The organism is Streptomyces niger, assembly GCF_000718305.1.
Lineage (GTDB): Bacteria > Actinomycetota > Actinomycetes > Streptomycetales > Streptomycetaceae > Streptomyces > Streptomyces niger.
This window is the reverse complement of the sequence record NZ_JOFQ01000010.1, coordinates 183,101-195,146: the sequence shown is the minus strand read 5'-3', so window position 1 is coordinate 195,146 and position 12,046 is coordinate 183,101. Positions and strand designations below refer to the sequence as shown.

Here is a 12,046-nt window from a genome sequence, read left to right as displayed (position 1 = left end):
AGTCTCGTGGGCTCGGAGATGTGTATAAGAGACAGCCCCCCGATCCGCTCCCGCAGCGACGCCGCGTCGAGCCCGTGTGCCGCCAGGTGGGCCGGCATGTCGCCGTAGCGGCGCAGTTCCTGTCGGCGCACGCCGAGGCCGAGGACGCGGTGCGGGGTCTCCTGCAGCGCCTCGCCCGCGGCCGCCGTCGACGTACCCGCGAGGTACGGCTCGACCAGGACGACGTCGGCCGCGCCCGTCCCGCCCACGGCGGCCCGCAGCGCCGCCCCGTCGAAGGGCCGCACGGTCGTCGCGTACAGCACCGTGACGTCCATGTCCGCCGTCGCCGCCAGCACGTTGTCCAGCATCGGCCCGACCGCGACGACCGTCCCCACGCGCCCCTCGCGCAGCGTCAGGAAGCGGCTGCCGTCCACCGGCCGCGGCGCCTCGTTGGTCTGCACGGACAGCCGTACGTAGACCCTGTCGTCGCCGGCCGCCGCGGCGTGCCGCAGCAGCGCCTCCGCCTCGTCCGGATGCCCCGGCACGTGCACGGTCCACCCGTCGAGCGTGTCCATCAGCGCCACGTCACCGGGTGACATGTGCGTGAAGCCGCCCGCGGGCCAGTCGTACGAGCCGCCGGCGCTGACGAGCACGCCACCGACCCCCTGGTGTCCGAAGTCGAGCTTCACCTGCTCGAAGGGGCGCTCGATCAGGAAGCTGGCGAAGGTGTGCACGATCGGCCGCATACCGGTCAGCGCCAGACCGCCGCCCACTCCGACCAGCAACTGCTCCCTGATCCCCACGTTCAGCACTCGATCCGGGTGGCGTTCCCGCGCCGCGACGAAGCCGTCCTTGCCGATCTCGGCGAGTACGACGGCCAGCCGCGGATCTTCGTCCAGCAACCGCGAAGCGACAGCGGCGAAGCGTTCCCGCATGGTGTCCATGAGCTCAGGCCTCCTTCGGCTCGACGCGGGCGACGACGGCGTGCGGCCGTCCCGTGTGCGGTGCGGTGTACGCGGCGTACAGCGCGTCGTGGTCGCGGCCGTCGACGGTCCGCACCGACCACCCCGCCGCGGCGAAGCGCGCGGCGATCCCGCCGTCCAGCGGGTACGAGGCGGACGCGTTGTCGACCACCACGACGTGCAACCGGTCCAGCCCCGCAGGGCCCGCGTACGCAAGGGCCTCGTGGTTGCTGCCCTCGTCCAGTTCGGCGTCCCCGATCAGCACCCAGACCGCCGGATCGGTGCGGCCTTGGGCGCGCAGCCCGAGCGCGGTGCCCACGGCGAGCGGCAGGCCGTGCCCGAGCGACCCGCTGCCGATCTCCGCGCCCGGTACGAGCTGCCGGTCCGGGTGGTGCCCGAGCGGCGAGTCGTACGAGCCGAACCCGGGCAGCCACTCCGCGGGGAAGAACCCCTTCGCCGCCAGCACCGCGTAGTACGCCATCGGCCCGTGCCCCTTGGACAGCAGGAAGCGATCCCGGTCCGGCTCCCCGGCGGTCTCCGGCGAGATCCGCAGCACCCGGTCGTACAGCACCCAGAGCGCGTCGAGGGTCGAGGTGGCGGCGGGCCCGTGCTTCTCGTCCCCGGTCATGAGCCCCATGAGGTACGGAAGTCGGTCGTACGGAGGCGGGGTGGGCCCCGCGAACATCGTCGTGGTGTCGGTCGTCGTATCCGTCATGCCGACCACACTGCGACCTCAACCAAACTTGAGGTCAAGCATCCGCCGCGAACGCCCGCCGGGGTGTACCCGCCCCCGCCATCGCCCGCCCGCGCCTCACACCCCCGGCTTGAACACGTCCTGCTCGATGAGCAGCTTGTCGATCCGGGCCTTGTCCACCCGGTTGGTCACCTCCTCGACCTCCTGCCGGTCGCGGACGCACTTCGCCAGCGTGAACGCCGACGACACCACGAAGATCAGCCCGAGCGCGAGGAAGCTCCGCTCCCAGGCCCCCACGGGCAGCTTGGCGATCCCGATGGCCAGGGCCGCCAGCGACAGCCCGAACGAGAGCGCGGCCTGCACGAAGAAGGCGGTCGTCGTCGGGCGCTGAATGGATGGTGTGCTCATGAGGGGTAGCGTGGCGCCCCGTGACCCGCACCACATGAGTACGCCTACTCATCCTGTCCCCGCACGTCACCCCCGCCCCTTCCGCCATCCCGCAGCGCGCACCCTCTGACATGGGGTATTGTTCTCGTGCACGGCCGCCCGGGACACCCCGAGCGGACCAGGCACCGGGACGTGGCGCAGCTTGGTAGCGCACTTGACTGGGGGTCAAGGGGTCGCAGGTTCAAATCCTGTCGTCCCGACTCGCGAGAGTCGCAGAACAGAGGTCGTATCGGAGCGCATCCGATACGGCCTCTTGTCGTATGCCCTCCTTCCTGACGGTCCGAAGCCTCCCCTTCCTTTCGCAGCGCGCGCCGCTTGAACTCCCCGTCGCCCACGCGCGGTTCGGTACGGCCACTGCCCGCGCCCTCGCAGCACTCGGCTGCCCAGGCCCTCGCCGCACTCGGCGCATTCGTCCCTTGTCGCCCTCCCCCTATCGTCCTCCTCTCGCCCTCCCCTCGTCCACATAGTGATATCCCTGGACCGGCAAATGAGATGCGTGAGATCCTCGCGCTGCTCCGGCGGTTCGTGCGGCCTTGCTGTGAGGGGGACGCGCGGTGCCGTTCGGGGTGTCGGCGCTCGTCGTCGACGAGTGTTCGCCAGCCTCGTGCGAGAGACCGAGGAACGACCGAGAAAAGACCGAGACATGCCCGCATCAGCCACCAGCCCCACCCAGGCACCCGTCAATCCGCGATCCCGTGTGCTCATCGCCAGCCTCATCGGCACGACGATCGAGTTCTACGACTTCTACGTCTACGCGACCGCCGCCGTGCTGGTCTTCCCCAAGCTCTTCTTCCCGAGCAGCGACCCGACCACGGCGTTGCTGTCGTCGTTCGCGGTGTTCGGCGCGGCGATGATCGCGCGCCCGATCGGTGCCGTGTTCTTCGGACACCTCGGCGACCGGCTCGGGCGCAAGGGGACGCTGGTCGTATCGCTCCTCACCATGGGTATCGCGACCTTCCTCATCGGCGTGCTGCCCACGTACGCGCAGGCCGGCTGGGTGGCCACCGCGCTGTTGGTGCTGATGCGGATCGCGCAGGGGTTCGCGCTCGGCGGTGAGTGGAGCGGTGCGGCGCTGGTCGCCACCGAGAACGCGCCGAGCGGCAAGCGTGCCCTCTACGGCACCTTCCCGCAGTTGGGTGCCCCGCTCGGCTTCATCATCGGCAACGGCCTCTTCCTGATCATCGCCGCGCTGCTGCCGTCCGCGGCGGGCGCCGACCCCTCCCAGCCCTCCGAGGCATTCCTGAACTGGGGCTGGCGTATCCCGTTCCTGTTCTCCGCGGTGATGGTCGCGATCGGCCTGTGGGTGCGGATGCGGCTCGTCGAGTCGACGGTCTTCGCCAAGACCCGCGAGGCGGGGCTGGTGCGCAAGCTGCCGCTGGTCACCGTCTTCCGCAACCACTGGCAGCAGCTGATCATCGGTACGTTCGTCATGCTGGCGACGTATGTGCTCTTCTACCTGATGACCACGTTCTCGCTGAGCTACGGGCGTGCCGCGAAGGACGCGGCCGTGCCCGGGCTGGGATACAGCTACACCACGTTCGTCCTGATGATGATCTTCGGTGTGCTGTTCTTCGCCGCGTTCACCCTGATCTCCGGGCCGCTCGCCGACAAGTACGGCCGCCGCACCACCCTGCTCTGGATCACCGCAGCGATCGTGGTCTTCGGGCTCGTGTGGGTGCCGCTGATCGGGCTGGGCACGCTGGGCGTGGTGCTGTGGCTGGTGCTCGGCTTCACGCTGATGGGCATGACCTTCGGGCCGATGGGCGCACTCCTGCCCGAGCTGTTCCCGACCAGCGTGCGCTACACCGGATCCGGCGTCGCCTACAACGTCAGCTCGATCCTCGGCGCGGCCGTCGCCCCGTTCATCGCGGTGGCGCTGTGGGAGGCCGGCGACGGCTCGCCGTGGCTGGTCGGCGGCTACCTCTCCGCGATGGGGCTGCTGACCCTGGTCGCGCTGGTGCTCGGCAAGGAGACCAGGAACGTCTCGCTGGACGACGGTGAGACCCCCGGCACCGACCCCGACCAGGAAGCCACCGCCGCCGTCTCCGGTACTTCTTCCTGACCTCGGCCCGTAGGCGCGTCGCGGCCCGCCGCGGCTGCCCCTGCCCGTTGGACGCCTTGGCCATCCGTCGTGGCCGTCCGTCGCGACTGCCACCGCCGCCTATAGCGCTGGCACCCCCGCCCGCACCGATGAATTTTCTCGGCTCGTGGCGGAAAGTTGGCCAAGGCGAGAGTCGCTGTGACGAGGAGAGAGAAGGCTTGCGATGACGGAGGCACCGGCCGGCAACCGCGCCCGGCTGAACGGCATCGACGTGCGGTACCGAGTGGCCGGGGACGGGCCGGCCGTGGTGCTGGTGCACGGGCTGGGGGAGGACGGCGGGGCGTGGGAGCGGCAGCAGGCGGCGGTGTCGGGATGGCGGACGTACGCGTACGACCTGCGCGGGCACGGCGGGAGCGGGTTGGGGGCGGCCGAGGGGCGCCTTGAGCAACTGCGGGACGACCTGCTGGCGTTCCTGCGGGAGGTGTCGGGCCCTGCGGTGTGCGTCGGGTTCTCGTTGGGCGGCACGGTGGTGCTGGCCGCGGCGGCGGCCGCGCCCGAACTGGTCACGGGGGCCGTGGTGTTCGGTACGTCCACGGTGGTGGGGAAGGCCGCCGTGGAGTTCTACGAGGAGCGGATCGCGCTGGTGCGGGGCGGCGACCGGCAGCGGCTGGCGGCGGCGATGCGGGCGGACACGGTGGCCGCGCTGTACGGCACGGACGCGGACGCCGAGGCGGTGACCGCGCGCCGGATGGCCGCGATCGGGGACGGCCAGGGCTACGCCAACGCGGCCGCCGCGATGGCGGGACTGCGGCAGCGCCCGCTCACCCCGGCCCTCGCCGCCGTCCGGTGCCCGGTGGTCGTGGTCGGGGCCGCGCAGGACACGTTCTGTCCGCGCCGGGCCGCCGACATCATGTTGGAAGGGCTGAAGGCGGCGCCGTGCGCGGTGACGTACGAGGAGATTCCGGCTGCCGGGCACCTGATGAACGTCGAGCAGCCGGCGGCGGTCACCGACCGGTTGGTGGCCGCGTTGCGGTCGGTGGGGTGACGGCCGCTGCCCCGGGAGCTGAGTGACGGCTCCCGGGGCAGCGGAGGGAGAAGGCGCGCGAAGGCGGTGCGGCCGAGCGGGCGGAGGTGCCCGCTACGAGATCTTCGGCCGGTCTCCCTCGATCGTCTGCAGGTCGATCACGGAGAAGCCGGCGCCCTGCTGGTCGGAGACGGCGGCGAAGCGCCCGAAGGGGCTGTCGTGCGGGCCGAAGTGCACCTGGCCGCCGAGCTTCGTGACCTTCGCGAGGGTGTCGTCGCAGTTCTCGACGGCGAAGTACGGGTTGATGTGCGACGGCAGGTCGGCCGGGAAGTCATCGGTCATCCGCATCCGGCCGAGGGTGGTGTCGCCGCCCAGGTCGTAGAGGGCGAAGTCGATCGCCTCGTCCTCCATGCGCTTCACGCCGTACGAGAAGAGGGCGGGGAAGAACGCGTCCGCCTTCGCCGCGTCGCGCGTGGTGATCTCGGCCCAGCAGTACGAGCCGGGCTCGCCCTGCTTCTCGAAGCCCAGGTGCGTGCCGGGCTGCCAGAGGCCGAAGACGACGCCGCCGGGGTCGGCGGCGATCGCCATGTGTCCGAAGTCCTGGACGGCCATGGGGTCCACGACGACCCGGCCACCCAGGTCACGGATCCTGTCCGTGCGGGCCTGGAGGTCGGCCGAGGCGAAGAACAGGCACCAGGCGGTCGGCCAGTCGTCCTGCCCCGGCATCTGGGGCGCGAGACCGGCGACCGCCTTGCCGTCGGAGTACGCCTGGGTGTAGTTGCCGAGTTCCTCCGCGCTCTCGCCGAAGGTCCACCCCAGCACTTCGCCGTAGAACGTCTTCGCCGCCGCCAGGTCGGGGAACGAGGCGTCGAGCCAGATGGGTGTGCCCTCAGGTGTAACGGCCATGACGAGCCTTCTTCCGTCTTCCGCTGTGAGGATGCCTCCGAGAGGTCTGTTCGATTTGCCACGCTATCCACTGATCTTGCGTTTCGCCTGGCGCAGTATTCGAACATACGGTCAATTCTGACGGCGTAGGCCAAGGGGCGAGCGGAATGCGGGCCTCACCCCAGTTCGAGGCTCGTCACGCCGAAGACGCGGGACGTGGCGTGGTCGCGGACGGGGCCGGTGTACATGCGGGCCGTGTCGAACGACGGCGTCAGCCCCAGGGACTCGGCCAGCGCGACGGCCTCGGCGTTGGTCTCCGGGATGTCGACGGCGAAGGGGGCGCCGCCCAGGTCGGCGGTGAGCGCGTCGAGCAGCACCCGGGCGTCCTCGGCGGTGTCGGCGAAGAGCGGGCCGACGCGGTGGGCGTCGCGGCCCGGACGGATCACGCCGTACCCGGTCACCCGGCCGTCCACCACGCGGGCGAGCGCGCGGTGGCCGTCGGTGGTGAGCCAGTGGCGCAGGAACTCCGGGCGGTCGGCGGGGTAGCAGGCGCCGTCGTACGCGAGCACCGCGTCCAGGCCGGCGGTGGCGGCGGGTACGACGTCGGTGGGGGTGGGGCGGTCGTCGGCGGGCACCGTGCCGGCGAACCGGCTGGTGCGGTAGGCCAGTTCGAAGCCGGAGCGGCGGTAGTTGTCCTGCTGGGCCGGTACGCCGTCCAGGCCTACGGTCCGTTCGCCGGCGTGGGCGAGCGCCGTCTTCCAGGTGGCGAGGCCGTGACCGCGGCCGCGCTGGTCCGGGCGGACGAGGTAGAAGCCGAGGAAGGCGTAGTCGGGGCTGTAGTTGACGACGGAGATGGCGGTGACCGGTTCGCCGTCGATGCGGCCGATGAAGAACCCGTCGGGGTCCTGGGCGAAGAAGCAGGACGCGTCGGACAGGCCCGGGTTCCAGCCCTCGGCCGCCGCCCACTCGCTGACGACTTTCCAGTCCTCCGGCGTCGCTCGCGTGACGACGAGCTGGTCAGGAGCCTGTTGGAGCATTTCGGTGTCCTTTCCGGCGGTGAGCGGGCCGCCGCGGGACGGCCCGGTGGGCGGGAGCCATCCTTCCCGATCCGTACGCCGCTATCCAGCGGCTTACGGGCGGCCGCTCCAGGGTCCCGGGAGGGCGGTCGGCGGTCGGTCCGGACGCCGTGCGGGGCCTGACGCGCGCCCGAACGCCGCTGGAAGAGAAGGTCAAGTCAAGGAACGGCTAGGGAAAAGAAAGGAAAAGAGGGGGTCAAGTGCCTGGAACGGGTGGATTGTGATGTGCGGGCGGGTGGGGTGGAGCGTTAGCATGGGAATTGGTTGTCTGGGGCAACCAATTCCCGGGGCGGGGGAGCTCACTTGTACCGGGTGCGCCGTCGTGCGCCGTGCCAGCCCTGGGCACCACCGACCGACGGAGTACCACCACCGGGGTGCGGGGACGAGCGCGCCGGTGACAGGAGGACCATTCATGCCTGCCGAGGCAGCCGCATCCCAGACCACCACAACCCCCCATGGAGACCAGGGCAGTTCGCCGGCGGACGGCTTCCGTACGTACGTCGAGGACAACCTCGACGCGCTGGCGGCCGACCCGGACCGGGAACTGCTCGTACACGGCGACCGCCGGCTGACCGCCGGTCAGTTCTGCGACCTGGTGCACCGCATGGCACACGCCATATCGGCGCAGGGCGTCGAGCGCGGCACCACCGTCACGCTGCTCAGCGGCAACCTCCCCGAGGCCATCGCCGCGCGCTACGCCGCGAACCTCGTGGGCTGCCGCGTCAACCACCTCTACAACAAGCTCTCCGCCGACGTGCAGGCCAACATCGTGCGCGACGTGGAGACCCGGGCGCTCATCGTCGACCCGCGTCTCGCCGACCGCGCCGCCGACCTGACCGAGCGCGCGCCCGTGCCGACCGTGCTCACCCTCGGCGAGGCCAAGCGCGAGATCGGCCAGGACGTGCTGGCGCTCGCCGCCGAGCAGACCGCCGAGCCGTACGTGAGCACCGCGCGGCCCGACGACATCTGCACCATCCGGCACACCGGCGGCACCACCGGCCACCCCAAGGGCATCGTCACCACCTTCCGGCAGCTCAACCGCATGCGCCGGATGATGCCGGAGCAGGCCGAGCAGGGCTACACGCCCAAGCAGCTGGTGTGCACCACCATCGCGCACGCTGCCGGCATGCTGGCCGATGTGATGTTCCTCAGCGGCGGCACCGTCGTCCTGCACGACGACTTCGACCCCGCCGAGGCGCTCGCCACCATCGAGCGCGAGCGCATCACGCACCTCTTCCTGCTGCCGCCGCTGGTCTACCAGCTGATGGACCACCCGGACTCCGAGCGCCGCGACCTGTCCAGCCTGCGCGCCCTCACCTACGGCGGCTGCCAGTCCTCGCCGGCCCGGATCGCGGACGCGGTCCGCCGCTTCGGCAAGGTGCTCGTGCAGTTCTACGGCCAGAACGAGGCCGGCGGCATCAGTGTGCTGCCCGCCGAGGAGCACGACCCGGAGAACCTGGCGCGGCTGCGCTCGGCCGGCAAGATCCTGCCGGGCGTCGAGGTGGCCATCCGCGACACCGACGGCAACGACCTGCCGGCGGGCGAGCTGGGCGAGATCTGCGTCCGCTCGGCCGGCACCATGACCGGCTACTGGAAGCAGCCCGAGCTGACCGCCGAGGTGCTCAAGGACGGCTGGCTGCACACCGGTGACGTGGGCTTCGTCGACGCCGACAACTACATCACCGTCGTCGACCGGATCAAGGACATGATCGTGGTCGTCGGCGGCCACGTGTACACCACCGAGCTGGAGGACCTGCTCAACTCGCACCCGAAGGTGCTGCAGAGCGCCGTCTTCGGCGTCCGCGACGCGGACAACATGGAGCAGGTGCACGCCGCGGTCGTGGCCGCGCCGGACAGCGGCCTGGAGGCCGAGGAGCTGCGCGCCTGGGTGCGCGAGGCGCGCGGCGCGATGTACGAGCCGGCGAGCATCGCCTTCGTCGACGCGCTGCCGCTGACGGACGCGGGCAAGCCCGACAAGAAGCTGCTGCGGCAGCAGGCCGAGGCGGCGCGCGACGCCGGCTGACCGCCCGGGCCCGCCGGCTCGGCCGCACCGGTGCTCCCGTACGCGTACCTGCCCGTACGGGAGCGCCGGAGGCCGGCCGGCAGGCCGTGACTGCCGTCGGAGGCCGCGGCCCGTCACCTGTCCGGATACACCGCCACCCGTACCGCGCGTGGCCCGTGCATGCCCTGGATCATCGCCGACTCGATGTCGCCCGAGCGGCTCGGCCCGGTGACCAGTTGCAGGCCGGACGGCAGGGGATCGAGCCGGCCGAGCGCCATGATCAGCGCCGCGTAGTCGGCGTGCAGCCGGGAGAGCGGTACGACCGCGAGGTGGGTGCCCGGCAGTACCGCCGTGCCGCGCGGGCGGCCGGGCGCGGGGCCGAGCGCGAGGGTGCCGGTGTCCGCGGCGGCCCCGAGCACGCCGGTGACCCCGACCTCGGCGTCCCACGGGTCCGGCGGCCGGTCCCCGGCGACCTCCAGGCCCGTCAGGTCCGGGTGGTCGTCGACCAGTACCGGGCGGTCGCCCGCCCACTCCCTGACCAGCGACAGCGCCTCGTCGTGCGAGGCGGTGAGCTCCGCCGACCCGCCGGCCTCCGCCAGCCGGTCCCGGAACAACTCCGCGAGCTCCTGGTTCATCCCTGCCTCCCGTCGCGCTTCCTGGTCGCGGCCCTGCGCTCGTCGTACCGCCGGAACCAGCGGCGGAAGGCGCCCGCCTCCCGCAGGGGCGGCAGCGCGCGGCCCGCCGCCCAGCCCCGGCCGGGCCCGGGCAGCCGGGCCAGGAGCCGGTCGGGCAGCAGCCGGCCGGCCAGCCGGGCCGCCGCCAGCGTGGCGCGGAAACCGGCCCCCGTACGCCAGGCCAGCCCCCAGGCCCGCCAGCCGGCGCGGGCCGCCCCGGCAGCCGGTGCGCTCTCGTGCTGCGCGCGGAGGTTCACCAGCAGGTCGGGAATCGGGATCTTGACGGGGCAGGCGTCGTAGCAGGCGCCGCAGAGCGAAGAGAGGAAGGGCAGGTCGGAGTCGGTGCCGGGGTCGCCGATCAGCGGGCTGAGGACGGCGCCGATCGGACCGCCGTACACCGCGCTGTACGGGTGTCCGCCGCCCACCGTCCGGTACACCGGGCAGGAGATCTGGCAGTTGCCGCAGCGGATGCAGGCGAGCACTTCCTCCTGCGGCGTGCCGAGCGCCTTCGTACGGCCGTTGTCCAGGATGACCAGGTGCAGTTGCTCGGGCCCGTCGCTCTCGCCCGCCCGGCGCGGGCCGTTGACCAGCGTCTGGTAGACGGAGACGCGCTGTTTGGTCGCCGCGTCGCACAGCAGGGGGACGAGGACGCCCAGGTCGGCGAAGCGCGGGATCACCTTCTCGACGGTCATCACGGCGACGTGGACGCGCGGCTGCGAGGTCACCATGTCGGCGTTGCCCTCGTTGGTGACGATCGCGAGGGTGCCGGTGTCGGCGGCGGCGAAGTTGACGCCGCTGATGCCCAGGTCCGCGGCCTTGAAGTCGGCGCGCAGCCGGGTGCGCGCGAAGGCCGCCAGGTCCTCCGGCTCGCCCGACAGCTCCGCACCGGCGAGCTGCCCGAAGAGGTCGGTCACGTCCTGCCGGGACTTGTGCAGCGCGGGCCCGACGATGTGGCTGGGCCGCTCGTCGGCCAGCTGGACGATGTACTCGCCCAGGTCCGTCTCGACCACCTCGACGCCCTCCGCGTTGAGGTGGGCGTTGAGGTGGATCTCCTCGGTGGCCATCGACTTGGACTTCACCGCGAGGCGTACGCCGTTCTCGCGGGCGATCCGCGCGATGACGGCGCGGGCCTCGGCGGGCGTGCCGGCCCGGTGCACCACGGCGCCGTTCCGCTCGACGCTCCCGGTCAGCTGCTGAAGGTACTTCTCCAGGTCGGTGAGGGTCTCGCGGCGGATGGCCGCGCCCTGCTCGCGGAGCCGGGCCACCTCGGGGGTCCAGGTGCCGACGTGCCGTTCCTCGTTGAGGGCCGCGAGGCGGTCGTGGGTGGGGCGGGCGGTGCGGACGGTCAGCGCGTCCCGCGTGATCAGGGGCAGCGGGCGCCGGTGCGCGGGGATCTCGCCGGCCGCCCACTCGGGGCGGTCGGGGCGGATGCGCTCGCGGCCGGCGAGGGCGGTGGAGCGCTGCCCGTCCGTGGGGCCGCCACAAGAATGCTCGGTCATGCGGGCACCTCCGAGGGGACGAGCGCGTCACGGACCAGCTCGGCGAGGTGCCGGGTGCGCACCGGCGGCCCGGCCTTCCGCGCCCGGCCGCTCAGATGCAGCAGACAGCCGGGGTCGGCCGAGACCAGCCAGTCCGTGCCCTCGGCCGCGGCCGAGCGGAGCTTGGTGTCGGCCATCGCCACCGACACGTCGGGAAACTTCGCGGCGAAGGTGCCGCCGAACCCGCAGCAGGTGTCGCAGCCCGCCATCTCCCTGACCGTCAACCCTTCAATTCTGCCCAGCAGTTGACGTGGTGTGCGGCGCTCGCCGAGCGTGCGGGCCAGGTGGCAGGAGTCGTGGTACGTGACCGAACCGGACAGTCGGAGCCGCAGTTCCGTGCCGTACGCCATGACGAACTGGCTGAACTCATAGGTGTGTTCGACCAGTGCGCGCTGTTCCGGGGTGGGGGCGCGGAGCCGGCCGAGGTGGTGGTGGAGGTAGGCGGCGCAGGAGCCGGCGGGGGTGACCACCGCGTCGTACGGCGCGAAGATCCGCAGCCAGCGGTCGAGCAGCGCGCCGGCCTCCGCCGGGTGCCCGGAGTTCAGCGCGGGCTGGCCGCAGCAGGTCTGGGCGCGCGGCAACTCCACCGCCACCCCCATCGCCGCCAGCACCTCCACCGTGGCGCGGGCCGGACCGCCCGCCGCCAGGTCGCCCATGCAGGAGGTGAACAGCGCCACCCGTGCCGGGCGGGGCCGCGCGCCCGCATCCGCTTCCGTCATGCGAC

The 12,046-nt window shown here is 72.0% G+C and carries 11 protein-coding genes and 1 tRNA gene; 4 read left to right on the top strand and 8 right to left on the bottom strand.

What is annotated here, in order from left to right:
• From IF20_RS21085 to IF20_RS21075, 3 genes are all read right to left on the bottom strand, one after another.
• Positions 1-923 (bottom strand): transketolase family protein (locus tag IF20_RS21085; protein ID WP_052866807.1); only part of this gene is annotated, 923 nt, incomplete at its 3' end.
• A gap of 4 nt (positions 924-927) precedes the next feature.
• Entirely contained in the window at positions 928-1,656 is a 729-nt protein-coding gene (locus IF20_RS21080; protein WP_052866834.1) for a transketolase, read from the bottom strand.
• A 96-nt stretch (positions 1,657-1,752) separates the two neighbouring features.
• Complete coding sequence (locus tag IF20_RS21075) at positions 1,753-2,043, bottom strand: YiaA/YiaB family inner membrane protein (protein ID WP_199896692.1); 291 nt, start codon at positions 2,041-2,043, stop codon at positions 1,753-1,755.
• Positions 2,044-2,208: 165 nt separating this feature from the next.
• Here IF20_RS21075 and IF20_RS21070 point away from each other — a divergent pair.
• The 3 genes from IF20_RS21070 (at position 2,209) to IF20_RS21060 (ending at position 5,168) form a co-directional block, all read left to right on the top strand.
• A tRNA-Pro gene (locus IF20_RS21070) sits at positions 2,209-2,282 on the top strand.
• A gap of 443 nt (positions 2,283-2,725) precedes the next feature.
• Positions 2,726-4,144 (top strand): MFS transporter, encoded by a 1,419-nt coding sequence (locus IF20_RS21065; protein ID WP_052866806.1) that lies wholly within the window; start codon positions 2,726-2,728, stop codon positions 4,142-4,144.
• A gap of 202 nt (positions 4,145-4,346) precedes the next feature.
• A complete protein-coding gene (locus tag IF20_RS21060) occupies positions 4,347-5,168 on the top strand; it encodes an alpha/beta fold hydrolase (protein WP_052866805.1) in 822 nt (273 codons plus the stop codon).
• Between the two features lie 93 nt (positions 5,169-5,261).
• On the opposite strand, the gene IF20_RS21055 is transcribed toward IF20_RS21060, so the two are convergent.
• Positions 5,262-6,053 (bottom strand): VOC family protein, encoded by a 792-nt coding sequence (locus IF20_RS21055; protein WP_052866804.1) that lies wholly within the window; start codon positions 6,051-6,053, stop codon positions 5,262-5,264.
• A gap of 155 nt (positions 6,054-6,208) precedes the next feature.
• Positions 6,209-7,069 carry a GNAT family N-acetyltransferase gene (locus IF20_RS21050; RefSeq protein ID WP_052866803.1) on the bottom strand — a complete coding sequence of 287 codons (861 nt, stop codon included), beginning with the start codon at positions 7,067-7,069 and terminating at the stop codon, positions 6,209-6,211.
• Between the two features lie 451 nt (positions 7,070-7,520).
• Between IF20_RS21050 and IF20_RS21045 the strand changes: the two genes are divergently transcribed.
• Positions 7,521-9,131: an AMP-binding protein gene (locus tag IF20_RS21045; protein ID WP_110944390.1), complete on the top strand. Its 1,611-nt coding sequence runs from the start codon at positions 7,521-7,523 to the stop codon at positions 9,129-9,131.
• Between the two features lie 113 nt (positions 9,132-9,244).
• On the opposite strand, the gene IF20_RS21040 is transcribed toward IF20_RS21045, so the two are convergent.
• The 3 genes from IF20_RS21040 to IF20_RS21030 are packed head-to-tail and all read right to left on the bottom strand — an operon-like array spanning position 9,245 to position 12,041.
• A complete protein-coding gene (locus IF20_RS21040) occupies positions 9,245-9,745 on the bottom strand; it encodes a LutC/YkgG family protein (RefSeq protein WP_052866802.1) in 501 nt (166 codons plus the stop codon).
• Entirely contained in the window at positions 9,742-11,283 is a 1,542-nt protein-coding gene (locus IF20_RS21035) for an LUD domain-containing protein (protein WP_052866801.1), read from the bottom strand. The genes IF20_RS21040 and IF20_RS21035 overlap by 4 nt, the downstream gene beginning before the upstream one ends.
• Positions 11,280-12,041 (bottom strand): (Fe-S)-binding protein, encoded by a 762-nt coding sequence (locus tag IF20_RS21030; RefSeq protein ID WP_052866800.1) that lies wholly within the window; start codon positions 12,039-12,041, stop codon positions 11,280-11,282. The genes IF20_RS21035 and IF20_RS21030 overlap by 4 nt, the downstream gene beginning before the upstream one ends.
• Between the last annotated feature and the right edge of the window lie 5 nt (positions 12,042-12,046).